12 protein-coding genes and 1 pseudogene are annotated in these 15,585 nt (G+C 74.6%); 4 read left to right on the top strand and 9 right to left on the bottom strand.

Annotated features, from left to right (window positions below; genetic code table 11):
* Positions 1-51: 51 nt before the first annotated feature.
* Positions 52-1,587 (bottom strand): HAMP domain-containing sensor histidine kinase, encoded by a 1,536-nt coding sequence (locus tag AB0D67_RS37990; protein WP_362946955.1) that lies wholly within the window; start codon positions 1,585-1,587, stop codon positions 52-54.
* Between the two features lie 97 nt (positions 1,588-1,684).
* Positions 1,685-2,359, bottom strand: coding sequence for a response regulator transcription factor (locus AB0D67_RS37985; protein WP_362946952.1), 675 nt, complete (start codon positions 2,357-2,359; stop codon positions 1,685-1,687).
* 187 nt (positions 2,360-2,546) lie between these two features.
* Between AB0D67_RS37985 and AB0D67_RS37980 the strand changes: the two genes are divergently transcribed.
* From AB0D67_RS37980 to AB0D67_RS37970, 3 genes are read left to right on the top strand one after another with little or no spacing between them, the layout of a single operon-like run.
* Positions 2,547-3,698 (top strand): DUF2092 domain-containing protein, encoded by a 1,152-nt coding sequence (locus AB0D67_RS37980; RefSeq protein WP_362946950.1) that lies wholly within the window; start codon positions 2,547-2,549, stop codon positions 3,696-3,698.
* Between the two features lie 5 nt (positions 3,699-3,703).
* Positions 3,704-4,717 carry an ABC transporter ATP-binding protein gene (locus AB0D67_RS37975; protein WP_362946963.1) on the top strand — a complete coding sequence of 338 codons (1,014 nt, stop codon included), beginning with the start codon at positions 3,704-3,706 and terminating at the stop codon, positions 4,715-4,717.
* Positions 4,704-5,591 carry an ABC transporter permease gene (locus tag AB0D67_RS37970; protein WP_362946947.1) on the top strand — a complete coding sequence of 296 codons (888 nt, stop codon included), beginning with the start codon at positions 4,704-4,706 and terminating at the stop codon, positions 5,589-5,591. The genes AB0D67_RS37975 and AB0D67_RS37970 overlap by 14 nt, the downstream gene beginning before the upstream one ends.
* A gap of 79 nt (positions 5,592-5,670) precedes the next feature.
* On the opposite strand, the gene AB0D67_RS37965 is transcribed toward AB0D67_RS37970, so the two are convergent.
* The 7 genes and pseudogenes from AB0D67_RS37965 to AB0D67_RS37935 all read right to left on the bottom strand — a co-directional run bounded on the left by AB0D67_RS37965 (position 5,671) and on the right by AB0D67_RS37935 (position 13,571).
* Complete coding sequence (locus tag AB0D67_RS37965) at positions 5,671-7,950, bottom strand: molybdopterin-dependent oxidoreductase (protein WP_362946945.1); 2,280 nt, start codon at positions 7,948-7,950, stop codon at positions 5,671-5,673.
* Positions 7,951-8,024: 74 nt separating this feature from the next.
* Complete coding sequence (locus AB0D67_RS37960; RefSeq protein WP_362946942.1) at positions 8,025-9,278, bottom strand: 2Fe-2S iron-sulfur cluster-binding protein; 1,254 nt, start codon at positions 9,276-9,278, stop codon at positions 8,025-8,027.
* On the bottom strand, positions 9,278-9,841 hold the full coding sequence (gene paaD / locus AB0D67_RS37955) for a 1,2-phenylacetyl-CoA epoxidase subunit PaaD (RefSeq protein WP_362946960.1): 564 nt from the start codon (positions 9,839-9,841) through the stop codon (positions 9,278-9,280). Before paaD ends, AB0D67_RS37960 begins: the two co-directional genes overlap by 1 nt.
* A 167-nt stretch (positions 9,842-10,008) precedes the next feature.
* A complete protein-coding gene (gene paaC / locus AB0D67_RS37950) occupies positions 10,009-10,875 on the bottom strand; it encodes a 1,2-phenylacetyl-CoA epoxidase subunit PaaC (RefSeq protein WP_362946939.1) in 867 nt (288 codons plus the stop codon).
* Entirely contained in the window at positions 10,872-11,183 is a 312-nt protein-coding gene (gene paaB / locus AB0D67_RS37945; protein ID WP_362946957.1) for a 1,2-phenylacetyl-CoA epoxidase subunit PaaB, read from the bottom strand. Before paaB ends, paaC begins: the two co-directional genes overlap by 4 nt.
* A 222-nt stretch (positions 11,184-11,405) precedes the next feature.
* Positions 11,406-12,308, bottom strand: a pseudogene (paaA, locus tag AB0D67_RS37940) (1,2-phenylacetyl-CoA epoxidase subunit PaaA); the annotation flags it as partial.
* Between the two features lie 462 nt (positions 12,309-12,770).
* A complete protein-coding gene (locus tag AB0D67_RS37935; protein ID WP_362946937.1) occupies positions 12,771-13,571 on the bottom strand; it encodes a tryptophan 2,3-dioxygenase family protein in 801 nt (266 codons plus the stop codon).
* A 370-nt stretch (positions 13,572-13,941) separates the two neighbouring features.
* Here AB0D67_RS37935 and AB0D67_RS37930 point away from each other — a divergent pair, with 370 nt between their 5' ends.
* Positions 13,942-15,534: a benzoate-CoA ligase family protein gene (locus AB0D67_RS37930; protein WP_362946934.1), complete on the top strand. Its 1,593-nt coding sequence runs from the start codon at positions 13,942-13,944 to the stop codon at positions 15,532-15,534.
* Positions 15,535-15,585 lie beyond the last annotated feature (51 nt).

The following is a 15,585-nucleotide window of genomic DNA, read 5'->3' as shown; positions in this document are numbered from 1 at the left end:
CCCCGATCCGCTCATGGACCAGTTATCCCACCAAGGTTGCGTGACACGCCACTAGGACAGCGGGAGGCGGACGACCGCGCGCAGGCCCGGGGCGGCGTCCTCCAGGGTGACCGCGCCGCCGTGGGCGTGCACGGTCTCCCGGACGATCGCCAGGCCCAGCCCGGCGCCGCCGTGGTCGCGGCTGCGGGCGCTGTCCAGGCGGGTGAAGCGGTCGAAGACCCGTTCCCGGTCGGCCTCGGGGATGCCGGGGCCGTCGTCGGTGACGGTCAGCACGGCGTCGGCCCCTTCTGCGCGCAGCTCGACCACGACCGGCGAGACGTTGTGCCGCAGCGCGTTGTCCACCAGGTTGACCAGCACCCGTCCCAGGTCGAGCGCGTCCCCGGTCACCGCGATCGCGTCGTCCGGGCACCCCTGATCGGACGGCCGCCCGTCCGGGCGGTCCCGGACGGGGAGGCGGACGTCCGGATCACGCCGCCCGTCGAAGGGCTCGTCCCGGCGGATCCGGTCCGTGGAGCGGCCGTCCGGGGCGGGGGCGATCCGGACCGTGACGGCGTCGCCGTACCGTTCGACGGTCTGGAGGACCAGCCGGTCCAGCTCCACCGGCTCCCGGCGGGCCAGGGCGCCGCCGCGTTCGTCCAGCCGGGCCAGCGCGAGGAGGTCCTCGGCCAGCCGGGCCAGGCGCATGGTGTCCTCCAGCACGCCCTCGGCGGTCTCCCGCCAGTCCTGCCCCTCGGGATGACCGAGCGCCACCTCCAGCTGGAGGCGGATGCTGGCCAGGGGGCTGCGCAGCTCGTGCGCGGCGTCGGAGACCAGGGCCCGCTGGCGGGCGTCGGCCTTCTCCAGCCGGGTCAGCATGTCGTTGAGGGTGACGGCCAGGCTGTGCACCTCGTCGCGGGCCTCCGGCACCGGCAGCCGCCGGGAGCGGGCGGTGTCGGTGATCTCCTCCGCGCCCCGGCGCAGCGCCGTGATGGGCCGCAGCGTCCCGCCGATGATCACCCAGCTCACCCCGGCGAGCAGCACCAGAAGCAGCGGGGTTCCGACGAGCAGCACGTGCGCGGCGGTGCTGACGCTGGTCTGCACCTCGCTGAACGGACGGGCGGCGATCACCGTCCGCCCCTGGTCGGCGCTGAGCACCAGGACCCGCAGCACGTGCGGGATCCCGTACGGCCCGCCGTCCACGAAACCGGCGCGGCCCCGCGCGACCGCCGCGGCGCGCTCCCCGGCGTCCAGCAGCGGCAGGAGCCGGTCGGTGCCGGGGGTGGCGTGGGTGACCCGGCCCGCCGCGTCGATCACCTGCACCAGGACGCCGTCCGGCGAGGTCATCTCGACCGGAAGCCGTCCGGCGTCGGCCAGCGAGACGACCTCCCTGGCCCGCCGGTGGATCGCGTCGTCGGTGCCGGTGACCAGGGCCCGGCCGAGCACGCCCACCAGCACGTAGGCGGAGGCGGCCAGCGCCACCGCGAGCACGGCGGAGGCCACCGCGGTCAGCCGGAAGCGCAGGCTCCTGCGCCGCCACCAGCCCGTGCGCCGCCCGCGCGGGGAGGCGGGGACGGTCGTGCCGCCGGGTGGCCGGACCGGATCGGTCACGGCGCCGGACGGTCGTGCCGGGCCGGTCACGGCGCCGGACGGTCGTGCCGGACCGGTCGTGCCGCCGGGTGGCCGGGCCGGGCCGCGTGCGGGCGGGTCAGCCGCCATCGCCGGACAGCCGGTAGCCGGCGCCGCGCACGGTCCGCAGCGCGTTCCGGGAGAACGGCACGTCGATCTTGCGGCGGAGGTAGCCCACGTACACCTCGACGACGTTGGGGTCGGTGTCGAAGGTGTCCCAGACGTGCTCCAGGATCTCCGACTTGGACACCACCTCGTCCCGGCGGCGCATGAGGTACTCCAGCAGCGCGAACTCCCGGGGCGTCAGCTCGACCGGCGTCTCGTCCCGGGCGACCCGCCGCCGGGCCGGGTCGAGCGACAGGTCGCCCGCCTGCAGCACCGCGGGGCGGCGGCCCGCGCCGCGCCGCAGCAGCGCCCGCAGCCTGGCCACCAGCACGACGTAGGAGAACGGCTTGGTCAGGTAGTCGTCGGCGCCCAGGTCGAGGCCGTCGGCCATGTCGTACTCGCCGTCCTTGGCCGACAGCATCAGGATCGGCACCCAGTTCTCCTCGGCCCGCAGCGCCTTGCAGACGTTGTAGCCGGACAGGCCGGGCAGCATGATGTCCAGCACGACCACGTCGTAGTCGCCGTGCCTGGCCAGGTGCAGGCCCTCGTGGCCGTCGTGCGCGAGGTCCACCGCGAACCCCTCGGCCTGCAGGCCGCGCTGGAGGGCCGCAGCCATCCGCCGTTCGTCCTCCACGACGAGAACCCGCATTCCGCCTCCTTCGCTGTCGGTCGCCCCATTTTCCGCCGACCGCCCTGAGAGGCGGCTGAGAACGCTGTGAGCCCTCTCAGTCTGTCTCAGCCTCAGCACAGGGTCGTTCGCGCAGGCTGACGATGCAGGCACTAAAGCAATACCGTTAAGGAGTGATATGTCACAACGAACCACACGGGGTCGGGTCGTGAGGTGGGGTGTGCCGGTCGCCGCGATGGCGGTGGTCGCCGCGGCCGCCGGCGCCGGCCCGGTCATCGCCGCGGTCCAGGGCGACCCGGTGCTGCCCGAGCGCACCGCGAGTCAGCTGCTGGCCGACGCCGTACAGGCCGGGAGATCCGGCCCGAAGCCCATGTCGGGAACGCTCGCGCAGACGGCCTCCCTCGGCCTGCCGGGTCTGCCGGACGTGTCCGGTTTCGGCGGCACCTCGCCCGCCGCCCTGCTCGCCGGCTCCCACGAGCTGAAGGTCTGGTACGGCGGAGCCGACCGGATGCGGTTCGCCCTGCCGGGACGGATGAGCGAGACCGACCTGATCGTCAACGGCGGCCAGGCGTGGCTGTGGGAGAGCGACGCCAACAAGGCCACCCGGCTCACCGGCGACACCGGCGCGGCCGCGCGTTCCGAGAAGGCCGTGCCCGCGGCCGTCACCCCGCAGAAGCTCGCCGACGACCTGCTGTCCAGGCCCGGCACCGTGGTCGGCGTGACCAACACCGAGCGGGTCGCCGACCGCTCGGCCTACCAGCTCACCTTCGCGCCCGAGGACGCCTCGTCCCTGGTGCGCGAGGTCAGGCTGGCGCTCGACGGGGAGACCCTCGTCCCGCTGCGCGTCCAGGTCTACGCCAGGAGCGCCGCCGAGCCGGCCTTCGAGGTGGGCTTCACCTCCGTCGCCTTCACCCCGCCCGCACCCGGCAACTTCGCCTTCACCCCGCCGCCGGGCGCCAAGGTCGAGGAGAAGCGGATCGACGACCTCGCCGCCGTGGCCGGCGAGCGGGCCGAGCGGGCCGAGGATCTCCGGCAGGAGGCCAAGGTCATCGGTGAGGGCTGGACCGCCGTGGCGGTGCTGCCCTTCTCCGAGCAGGACCTCAAGAAGCGGCTCCCATCGGCGGACGGGGAACCGCCGGCCGGCCGGACCCCCACGCGGGACGCCGGGCAGGACGCCGGTCAGGGTGCGGGCGCCGTCGTCGACGCCGTGCTGAAGTCAGCCCGGCCCGTCAGCGGCCCGTGGGGCAGCGGCCGGGTCGTCCGGACCAAGCTGGTCTCCGCCCTGCTGACCGACGACGGCCGGCTGCTGGTCGGCGCCGTCACCCCGGAGAAGCTGACCGAGGTGGCCGGACAGAAGTGAGCGACATGCCAGGGGACACCGGCCTCCTGGCGGGCCGCCGCGGGGAGCGCTCCGGCGCTTCCCGCGGCGCGGAGCCCGCCGCGGCGGAGGACCGCTCGATCGTCACCCGCGGGCTGACCAAGCGGTTCCGCGGCGGGCAGGTGGCCGTGGACGCCCTCGACCTGGCCGTGCCCAGGGGGTCGGTCTTCGGTTTCCTCGGGCCGAACGGCTCGGGCAAGACCACCACCATCCGCATGCTGCTCGGTCTCGTCACGCCGACGGCCGGAACCTGGGAACTGCTCGGCCGGCCGATGCCGGACGGGATGGCCGCGGTGCTGCCGCGGGTGGGGGCGGTGGTCGAAGGGCCCGCCTTCTACCCGTACCTGACGGGTGAGGCCAACCTGCGCCGTTACGACGCCGCCGACCCGTCGGCCGACCCGCGCACGGTCGCGGCGCGGATCGGGAACGCCCTGGAACGGGTGGGCCTGACCGCCGCGGCCGGCAAACGCTACCGGGCCTACTCGCTGGGCATGCGCCAGCGGCTGGCCATCGCCGCCGCGCTGCTGGGCCCCCGGGAGCTGCTGGTCCTGGACGAGCCGACCAACGGCCTGGACCCGCAGGGCACGCGCGAGGTGCGGGCGCTGGTCAGGGAGATCGCCGCCGAGGGGACGACCGTGTTCGTCTCCTCCCACCTGCTGGCGGAGGTGGAGCAGATGTGCTCCCACGTGGCCGTCATGCGGACCGGTCGGCTGGTCGCGCAGGGCACCATCGCCGATCTCCTGGCGCGGGAGACGGTCCGGATCCGGGTGGAGACCCCCGACGTGGCCCGGGCGGTCGAGGTGCTGGCCGCCGCCGGGCTGACCGGGATCCGCCCCGGGGACGGCGAGGCCGACGCCGAGCTGGGCGCCGGGGAACCCGAGCGGGTCTGCGCGGCCCTGGTGGCGGCGGGCGTCGCCGTACGGGGGCTGGGCGTACGGCGGCCCAGCCTGGAGGACGTGTTCGTGGGCCTGACGGGGGAGGGGTTCGATGTCGACGGTTAGCGGTGCGGTCCCGGTGACCGGCGCCGGACGGGCGGCCGGCGCGACGCGGGCGTGGCTGCGGCTGCTCGGCTCCGAACTGGGGATGATCTTCCGCAGGCCGCGGAACCTGGCCGTCCTGGCCGTCCTCGCCACGGTCCCGGTGCTGCTCGGCCTGGTGCTGCGGTTGATGACCGGCGTGGACGACGGCGGACGGATCGAGGGTGAGCTGGCCATCCTGGACCGGGTCACCGGGAACGGCCTGTTCCTGGCCTTCGCCGCGCTGATGGTGCTGGTGCAGTTCATGCTGCCCGTCGCGGTCTCCGTGGTGGCCGGGGACTCCGTCGCCGGGGAGGCGGGCGCGGGCACGCTGCGCTACCTGCTGGTCGCCCCGGCGGGCAGGATCCGGCTGCTGGCCGTCAAGTACGCGGGCGCCGTCGTCTTCTGCCTGGCCGCCGTCTCGACGGTCGTGCTGTCGGCGCTGCTGATCGGGCTGGCGCTGTTCCCGGTCGGCCCGGTCACCCTGCTGTCCGGCGCGACCGTGTCCTTCACCGACGGCCTGCTGCGGATGGGTCTCGTCGTGCTGTACCTCACCGCGGGCATGGCGGCGCTGGCCGCCGTCTCGCTGGCGATCTCCACGCTGACCGAGGTGGCCATCGGCGCCATCGCCGCCACCGTGGTGCTGGTCATCGCCGCCCAGGTCCTCCGCGCCATCCCGCAGCTCGCCGACCTCCAGCCCTACCTGCTGACGCACTGGTGGACGGGGTTCGACGGGGTGCTGCGCGACCCGGTGGCCTTCGGGGACATGGGCCGGGGCCTGCTGGTCTTCGCCGCCTACATCGCGGTCTCCGGCTCGGTCGCCTGGGCCCGGTTCGCCGGGAAGGACGTCACCTGCTGACCTTCCCGGAAGCCGGTCGCGGCCGGGACCGGGACGGCGGCCGGGACCGGGCCTGAGCCGGGTCGCGGCCGCCGTCCGTTCACGCGCCCCGGGTCGTGAGCGTCACCGTGACCGGGCCCGCCGGCCGCGGAACCCCGCACGAACCGGTGTCCGCTCCCGCGTCGGCGGCGGGGGCGGCCTCGGCGGCCGGGGAGACCGTCACGGGGACGCCGTTGAACACCGCGTTCCCCGACAGCGGGTCGATCACCGTCTCGTCGGTCAGCGCGTTGGCGTTGACCCCGGCGTGCCCGGCCGCGACCCGCAGGGAGCTCCCGGCGTGGCCCCACCCGTGGGGCAGGCTGACCACCCCGGGCATGATCGACTCGGTGGTCTCCACCGGCACGGTCAGCTCACCGGCGGCCGAGCGCACCAGCGCCTCCCCGCCCAGGCCGAGCCGGGCCGCGTCGCTCGGGTGGACGTGCAGGGTGCAGCGGTTGCTGCCGCCGACCAGCGTGCCGACGTTGTGCAGCCAGCTGTTGTTGGACCGCAGCTGACGCCGCCCGATCAGCACCATCTCCGGCGGGGCCGCGTCCAGCCGCCCGCGCAGCCGGTCCACCTCCGCGGCCAGCGGCTCCGGAGCCAGCTCCACCCGTCCCGACGGCGTGCACACCAGCTCCGACAGCCGGGGCTCCAGCGGGCCCAGGTCGATGCCGTGCGGGTTCTCCCGCAGCTTCGCCAGCGACAGTCCGTACGGGCCGAGCTGGAGGATCGCGTCCAGCATCAGCTCCGGACCGCTGTCGCCGGTGAGGCCGGCGCGCAGCTCGGCCGGGTCGCGGCCCTCGAACGGCGAGCCGGGCGCCTGGACGGCCCCGCCGAGGACCTGACCGACGATCATCTCGTCGAGCCCCGCCGGGTCGGCGTCCGGTCCCGCCCCGGCGGCGATCAGCGTCAGCTTCGCCAGGATCTCCGCCTCTGAGAGCTGCCCCGGCTCCAGCGGCAGGATCGCCGGGGAGAAACGGGTGTAGTTGCGCACCGTCACGGTCAGCAGCAGGAAGTCGTAGTGCGGCATCTGCAGCATGCGCGGCGGCGGCAGGATGACGTTCGCGTGCCGGGTCGTCTCGTTCAGGTACGGGTCCACGCAGACCATGAAGTCCAGGTCGGCGAACGCCCGGTCCAGCCGGGGCCCGTTCGGCGCCGACAGCACCGGGTTGCCCGCGATCGTGATCAGCGCCCTGACCTGGCCCTCGCCCGGCGTCTCGATCTCGTCGGCCAGCGTCGCCACCGGCAGCTCGCCCATCGCCTCCGGCACGCCGCGGGCGCGGCTGCGCCAGTTGCCCCCGCTGTACGGCTGGCCGGTGCGGAAGAACTCCAGCGCGGCGGTCCTGGTGAACATGACCCCGCCGGGCCGGTCGAGGTTGCCGGTCAGCGTGTTGACCACGTCCACCAGCCACTGGGTGACGGTGCCGAACTCGGCGGTGCAGGTCCCGATGCGCGAGTAGACCGCGGCGGAGGGCGCGGCGGCCAGCTCGCGGGCCATCCGGATGATCTGCCCGGCGGGCACCCCGCAGACCCGGGAGACCGCCTCGGGGGCGAAGTCGCCGGCCAGCCGCCGCAGCTCCTCCAGGCCGCCGACCTCGACGCCGACCCGGTCGAGGACGGTGAGGTCCTCGGCCAGCAGGGTGTGGACGATGCCCATCAGCAGGAAGGCGTCGGTGCCGGGCCGTACGAAGACGTGCTCGTCGGCCATGGCCGCGGTCCGGGTGCGGCGCGGGTCGACCACGACGAGCTTCCCGCCGCGCGCCCGCAGCGCCTTGAGGCGGCCGGGGAAGTCCGGGGCCGCGCAGAGCGAGCCGTTGGACACCGCCGGGTTGGCGCCGATCACCAGCAGGTGGTCCGTGCGGTCCAGGTCGGGAACGGCGATGGCCATCGCGTCGCCGTACATCAGGCCGCCGGCGACCTGCTTGGGGATCTGGTCGATGGTGCTGGCCGAGAAGACGTTGCGGGTGCCGAGCGACTGGGTGAGCGGCATCCGGTACATGAAACCGGCCATCGTGTGGAAGGTCGGGTTGCCGAAGTAGACGGCGAGGGCGTCGCGGCCGTGGGCGTCGATCACGCCGTTCAAGCCCTCGTGGACCGCGCGGAACGCCTCCTCCCAGGTCGCCTCGCGCCACTCGTCGCCCTCGCGGATCATCGGCGCGCGCAGCCGGTCGGGGTCCTCGTCGATGCGGCCGAGGCTCGCCCCCTTGGGGCAGACGAACCCCTTGGAGAACGGGTCGTCGGGGTCGCCCTTGACCGAGGTGACGCGGCCGGCGTCGTCGAGCGTCAGCCGCAGGCCGCAGACGGCGTCGCAGATGGGGCAGGTCCTGTGCGCGGTTCTCATGGGCCCTCCTGGCTCGTCGGAGATCGTCATCGTGTGGTCGGGTCGCGCTCGTGGGACGTCCTCGTACGGCGTCCTCATACGACGTCGAAGTCGACGGTCACCCGGTCCGTCGCGGGCACCGACCGGCACGTGAGCACGTAGCCCGCGGCCAGTTCCTCCTCGGTCAGCGCCCAGTTGCCGCTCATCCGCACCTCGCCGTCCACGACGCGGGCGCGGCAGGTGGCGCACACGCCGTTCCGGCAGGAGTACGGCAGCTCCGGACGGTACGGCAGGGCGTCGTCGAGGATCGGCCGGTCGCCCCGGACGCGCAGGGTGGTCGCCCGGCCGTCCAGCAGGACCCGCACCTCGCGGCCCTGCCCGGCGGGCGGCGGCACGGCGGGCGTCGCGGGCGGCGTGGCCGGGGACGGCCCGCCGGTGTGGAACAGCTCGGTGTGCACGGCGGCGCCGTCCCCGGCCACCTCCGACAGCACCCGCCGCGCGTCGCGCACCATGCCCTCGGGCCCGCACAGGAACCACTCCCGCACCCCCTCCGGCGCGACGAGGCGGGTGAGGACGTCCGCCAGCCGGTCCGCGTCCAGCCGTCCCCCGGCCAGGCCGAGGCGCGGTTCCTCACGGGAGAAGGAGTGAACCAGGTGCAGTCGCCCCGGATGGCGGTCCTTGAGGTCGGCCAGCTCCCCGGCGAACATCATCGAGTCCGCGGTGCGGTTGCCGTACACCACCGTGAACGTGCTGTGCGGTTCGGTGGCCAGCGCGGCGGCGGCCAGCGACAGCACGGGCGTGACACCGGAGCCGGCCACGACGGCCCCGTAGCGCCGCCGCCGCGCCGGGTCGAACGCGGTGCCGAAGGCGCCCACGGGCGGCAGCACGTCCAGCGCGTCCCCGGCGGCGAGCGCGGCGGCGTGGGAGGAGAAACGTCCGCCCGGAACGACGCGGATCCCGATCCGTATCGTGCCGTGCCGTTCCAGCTCGGCGGGGGTGGAGCAGAGGGAGTAGCTGCGGCGGGTCTCCACGCCGGAGACCACCGCCCGCACCGTGACGTGCTGTCCGGGGGCGAAGGCGAACGTCCCGCGCAGTGCGGCGGGGACGCCGAACGTCACCGCCACCGCGCTGCCGTCGGCCGCGACCGGCTCCACGGTGGTGACCGCCAGGCGGTGGAAGCGCAACCGGGCACGGGCCGGGACGCCGGCCGTCGTGGTCTCCCCGGCCGTCGCGGCCGTCACGGTCGTCGAGGGGGTCGGGGGCGTCGCCGTCGTCCCGGGCGCCGTGAGGGTCCCGGGGCTCGTGGTCGCCGGAGCCGCCGGGGGCGCCGGAGTCGTCGTGGCCGTCATCAGTGGCCCTTCATGTGCTCGAACGGCTCGCCGCAGGCGCGGCAGCGCCACAGCGACCGGCACGCCGTGGCGCCGGCTCGGGCGATCTCCTCGGTCGCCGCCCCGCCGCAGCGCGGACAGCCGGGACGGTACGGCGGGCGCGGCGAGATCGTGAGCAGCGGCAGCGCGCGGGCCCGGAGCGGGACACCGGCCGTCCCCGCCGCGTCCTCCGGGGATGCCGTGCCCTCCGGGGAGGCCGTGTCCGCCGGGCCGGGGGCGGCCGGGGGCGGCGGGGCGATGCCGGCGGCGGCGAGCTTCGCGCGGGCCGTCTCGCTCAGCCAGTCGGTCGTCCACGGCGGCGAGAGGGAGACGACGATCTCGACGTCGGGGAAGCCCGCGTCCCGCGCCGCCGCCGCGACGCCGGACCGGATGACCTCCAGCGCGGGGCAGCCGAGATAGGTGGGCGTGATCGTGACGACCACCCGTCCGCCGGGCCCGGCCGCCACGTCCCGCAGCACGCCCAGCTCCCCGATGGACAGCACCCGCAGCTCGGGATCGGGCACGGCCGCCACCGCGGCCCGCACCCGGGCCTCGGCGTCGGCGGCCGAGACCTTCCCGTGGGGCTCCGGATCGGCGGCCCGGTCATGAGCACGGGCCTCGAAGGCGGCGGGTGCGGGCCGTACCCGGGCCCGGGGAGCGGCGGGCGCGGGCCGTACCGGGGGCCCGGGGGCGGCGACTCGAGCGTGGCCGGTCACCAGCGGGCTCCCGGGTACGCGCGGTGCACGTACTGGAGCTCGGCGAGCAGGTGACCGAACGCCTCGGTGTGCGTGCCGCGGCGGCCGCCCGCCGGCGCCCAGCCGTCCTCGGGACGGCGCAGCGTCGCCTCGCGCAGCACCCGCTCGACCGTCTCCAGCCACGCGCCGCGCAGCCCGGCCGGATCGACCGTCCCGGGCGCCGGCGCGAACGGCTCGAACAGCTCGTGGGTGAAGGGCCACACCTCGTCGACGGCGTCCTGCATCCGCCGGTGGGACTCGGCGGTGCCGTCGCCCAGCCGCAGCGTCCACGTCACGGCGTGGTCGGCGTGGTAGGCCGTCTCCTTGGCCGCCTTGGCGGCGATGCCGGCCAGCCGCCCGTCCGCCGAGGACGACAGCGCCGTGTAGAGAAGGTGCTGGTAGACGCCGAAGAACAGCATCTTGGCGACGGTCACGGCGAAGTCGCGGTCGGGCAGCTCGACGAGCTGGACGTTGCGGAAGTCGCGCTCGTCGCGCGTGTAGGCCAGCGCGTCCTCGTCGCGGCCCAGCCCTTCCAGCTCGCCCGCGTACGACAGCAGCGCCCGCGCCTGTCCGAGCAGGTCCAGCGCGATGTTGGCCAGGGCGACGTCCTCCTCCAGCTGCGGGGCCCGCGCGCACCACTCCGCCGTCCGCTGGGCGGCGATCAGCGCGTCGTCCCCGAGCCCGAGCACGTAACCGGGCAGACCGGGCTCCCCGGTGTCCCCGTTGTCCCCGGTGGCCTCGGTGTCCCCGGTGCCCTCGGTGCCTTCGGTGCCTTCGGTGAGAAGGCTCCCCACGCCGGGCCGTGCGGCATCCGGCCCGGCCGGTGCGGCGGTCGGCTCGTTCACAGGTGCTTCACCCCTTCGGGAAGGTCGAAGAAGGAGGGGTGCCGGTACGTCTTGTCGGCCGCCGGGTCGAAGAAGGCGTCCCGCTCGTCCGGGCTCGACGCGGTGACGGCGGCCGCCGGCGTGACCCAGACGGACACGCCCTCGCCCCGGCGCGTGTACAGGTCGCGGGCGTTGCGCAACGCCGTCGCGGCGTCGGCGGCGTGCAGGCTTCCGGCGTGCGCGTGGGCGAACCCGCGACGGGCCCGCACGAACACCTCCCACAGCGGCCAGTCGCCCTCCGGAAGCCCCGGGTCGTCGGCGGTCTCCATGTCCGGCGCCGTCCTCGCGGTCTCCGGGGACTGCGGGGTCCGCGCGTCCGATGGCTCCCAGGCGCCGGCGGTCCCGGCGGTCTCCGAGGTCCCGGCGGTACCGGAGATCTCAGAAGGCCGCCGGACCCCGGCGTCCCGCGTCGTCTCCGAGGTCTCCGGGACGTTCGGGGACGCGGCGGACTCCGGGGAGGCGGGCGGCTCGCCGTACGGCTCCGCGGGGTGTTTGGCGGCGTAGGCCGCCGCGGCCTCGCGCACCCAGGCGCCCTCCTCGTGGGCGCGGCGACGGTGGGCCATGCGCTGGCGGTTGCACGGCCCGTCACCCGCGACGACCCGCATGAGCTCGTCGTAGTCGGGCGGGGTGAAGTCGTGGTGCCCCCGCTCGGGGTTCCAGCGCAGCGCCGGGTCCGGCAGCTCGACGCCCAGGATCTCGGCCTGCGGCACGCAGATGTCGACGAACCGCTGCAGCAGCTCGTCGTTGGGGGCGCGCTTGATGCGCCACGCCAGTGACAGGTCCGAACGGGTGGACCTGTCGCGCGGCAGCCCGAACATCGCCAGCGCCGGATACCACCAGCGGGCGACCGCGTCCCGCAGCATCTCCCGCTGCGCGGGCGTGCCGCGTGACAGCGCGTACAGGATGTCGAAGCCCTGCCGGTGGTGGAACGACTCCTCCCGGCAGATGCGCACCAGCGCCCGCGCGTACGGGCCGTAGGAGGTACGGCACAGCGACACCTGGTTGACGACGGCCGCGCCGTCCGTCAGCCACGCGAGCGCCCCGACGTCGGCCCAGGTGAGCGTCGGGTAGTTGATGAACGACAGGTACTTCTGCCGCCCGGCGTGCAGCTCGTCCAGCAGCCACTCGCGGGTGACGCCCAGGGTCTCGGCCGTGGAGTAGAGGTAGAGCCCGTGCCCGGCCTCGTCCTGCACCTTCGCGATCAGGATCGCCTTGCGCATGAGGGTGGGGGCGCGGCCGATCCAGTTGGTCTCCGGCTGCATGCCCATGATCTCGGAGTGCGCGTGCTGCGCGATCTGCCGCAGCAGGGCCCGCCGGTAGCCGTCGGGCATCCAGTCCCGCGGCTCGACCTTCCCGTCCGCCGCGATCAGCGCCTCGAACCGCTCCGCCTCCACCGCGCCGGCCGGGGCGGGACCTCGTGCGGCCGCGGCGTCGGTGAGCTCCCGCTCGGCCGCGTCCACCTCCGCGAGCAGATCCTCGGTCCCGAACGCCCGCTCCCCGCCCCCGGACGCGGCCTCCGCCGATCCGGGTTCCCCCGCTCCGAACGGCGACGGCCTCTCGACGATCTTCACCCCTGCCCCTCTCGAAAGCTCCCCGGGTCGCCGGGGCACCAGGTCGCGGTGCTGCCGCCGCCGAAGCGGGCTCCCTTCCGGCTGGTCCGGCTGCTCGGCCATCTCAGCTTCATCCCGCCCGGTTCGCCCCGCATCTCTGGAATTGCGGTCTGCCACGCCGTACGACCGGTCGGCCGCCCTGTACGACCGGTCGGCCGCCCTGTACGACCGGTCCGCCACGCCGTACGACCGGTCCGCCGCGTTGTACGGCCCGCCTGTCACACCCGGGGGAGACCCCGCCGGTGCTCAGAGGCCGTCCCGCACGGCCCACAGGTCGGGGAAGGCGGGGACGGAGACGGTCCGGTAGAGGTACGGCGCGCCCGACGAGCCGCCGGTGCCGGGCCGGCGGCCGATGATCCGCTCGACCATCTTCACGTGGCGGTAGCGCCACTCCTGCACGTCCTCGTCCAGGGACAGCAGCTGCTCGAAGATCCGCGCCGCGAACCCCCCGTCCCGGCAGGCCGTGAGCAGCACCGCCCGCAGCCGCTCCGAGGGCTCCGCCGGCCGGGTCACGTCCCGGCCGAGCAGGTCCGGCGGCACCGGGTAACCCTGCGTGACGAGGTAGCGCAGGAACGAGTCGAGCAGGGAGGGACGGCTCATCGCGGCCTCGATCCGGGCCCGCTCCGGGGCGCCCTCCTCGAAGGTCTGCGCCGTCCGGGGGTCGCGCCGCCCCAGCACCGCCTCGATCTCCCGGAACTGCGCGGACTGGAACCCGCTGCTGCCCCCCAGCTCGGGCCGGAAGGCCGCGAACTGGGTCGGGGTCATCGTCTCGATCACATCGATCTGGGCGATCACGGCCTTGAGGACGGCCAGGGCCCGGCGCAGCGTCTGCAGCGCGTGGACCGAGTCTCCCGCCGACAGCTCCTCCTGCAACCTGGCGAACTCGTGCAGCAGCTCCTTGAACCACAGCTCGTGGACCTGGTGCACGATGATGAACAGGATCTCGTCGTGCTTGTCGGTCAGCGGCCGCTGCGCCGCGAGGACCTCGTCCAGGGCGAGGTAGGAGGAGTACGTCAGCGCGGTGGACTGGTCGGCGGTCACGGGCACGGGCCCCCTCGTCGGAAATCACGCCTCGTCGGAGGACTCGTCGAAGGAGCCTCATCGAGGACTCATCGCAAGGAACGAAAGGGGCGCGCACCCCGCGGGACGCGCCGGGGGAACTCCGCCGGCCGTCCCACCAGGTCAAGCTATAAGGCGTTCCACACCCCGGCAAGGGACGCCGTTGCGGCGTCGCAGTCCCGGCAATCGCGAAGAAATACCACCGGCGTGCGGCGGCGGCACCGCACGCTGGAAGATGCGCCGCCCCCGGTACCGGCCGGACGATGTCGCAGTGGCGCGGGCGACGGCGTCCGCCGCCGGCGGCCGGGCCGCCCCCACCGGTCCGTGCCCGGTCCAGCACGCGACCCGAGGAGGACGCATGAGGGGCTCCGGAGCCGAGACCGGTTCGACGCTGCTCCAGGACGGCCCGGCCGCGCGGCCGGACGGCCTCCCGCCGCGCTACGAGGACATCCCCCTCGAGTTCAACATCGCCTCGCACTTCCTGGACCGCGGCGACGGGCGGCGGACCGCCCTGATCACCGCCGCCGGTCCCGTCACCTACGCCGAGCTGCGGACGCTGGCCAACCGGACCGGTCACGCGCTGCGCGCGCTGGGCGTACGGCGCGGCGACCGGGTCCTGCTCGCGCTCGGCGACGGCGTGGAGTTCGTCGCCACCTGGTACGGCGCGCAGAAGATCGGCGCCGTCACCGCCGAGGTCTACACCTTCCTCAAGCCCGGGGACTACCGCTACTACGCCGACTACGCCGAGCCCGCCGTCGTCGTGGCCGACGCGGTGACCCTGGACCGGCTCCGGGAGGCCGGGGTGACGAACCTGCTGGTGACCGGGGTGCCGCCGGAGGAGCTGCGCGCGGGCGAGCACTGCTTCGAGACGCTGCTGGCCGCCCAGCCGGCCGAGCTGGCCGCCGCCCCGACGACCCGCGACGACGTCGCGATGTGGCGGTTCACCAGCGGCAGCACCGGCGCGCCCAAGGCGTGCGTGCTGGCCGCCCGCAGCGCGGCGCTCAGCTTCGAGTGGTTCGCCCGGGGCGTGCTGGACATCCGGCCCGACGACGTCGTGCTGCCGGTGCCCAAGCTGTTCTTCGGCTACGCCAACAACATGACCGCGCTGTTCCCGCTGGGGGTGGGTGCGGCCGGGATCGTCTTCCCCGAGCGCAGCACCGCCGACCGGATCTTCGAGCTGATCGCCGAGCACCGGCCGACCATCCTGGTCAACGTGCCGACGATGATGAGCGCGATGGTCTCCCATCCGGAGGCCGCGAAGCAGGATCTCAGCTCGATCCGGGTGTGCATCTCGGCGGGCGAGGCCCTCCCCGTGGAGCTGCACCGCCGGTGGCTGGACACCTTCGGCGTCGAGGTCATCGACGGCATCGGCTCGTCGGAGTCGTTCCACGGCTACGTGTGCAACCGGCCCGGCGGCGTCCGCATGGGCAGCCTCGGCCAGGTCGTGCCCGGCTACCGGGTGCGGGTGGTGGACCGGGACGGCGAGCCGCTGCCGGACGGCGAGACCGGGCTGCTGGAGGTGACCGGCGAGACCGTGGCGCTGGAGTACTGGCGTTCGCCGGAGAAGTCGGCCCGGACGTTCGTCGCCCCGCACACGGTGCGTTCGGGCGACCTGTTCACCCGCGACGCCGAGGGCTACTTCCACTACAAGGGCCGGGTGGACGACCTGCTGCGGGTCGGCGGCAAGTGGGTCGCCCCCGCCGAGGTGGAGAACTGCCTGCTGGGTCACCCCGCGGTCGCCGAGTGCGCGGTCGTCGGCTACCAGGTGGACGGGCTGACCCTGCCGCGCGCGTTCGTGGTGGCCGCGGGCGAGGTCACCGCGCGGGAGCTGCAGGACTTCGTCCGCGCCCGGCTCGCGCCGCACAAGTACCCGCGGGACGTGCGGTTCGTCGACGAGCTGCCCGAGACCGCCTCCGGCAAGCTGAACCGCCTGGCCCTGCGCGAGGACTAGGGCCTGTACGGGGTTGAGATCAGTGGGATTCGCCTGCGCGATGGTTTGTCG

This window comes from Streptosporangium sp. NPDC048047 (assembly GCF_040653115.1).
Classification (GTDB): Bacteria; Actinomycetota; Actinomycetes; order Streptosporangiales; family Streptosporangiaceae; genus Streptosporangium.
Note: the sequence above shows the minus strand (reverse complement) of the source record. Positions and strands in the feature narration are given on the sequence as shown.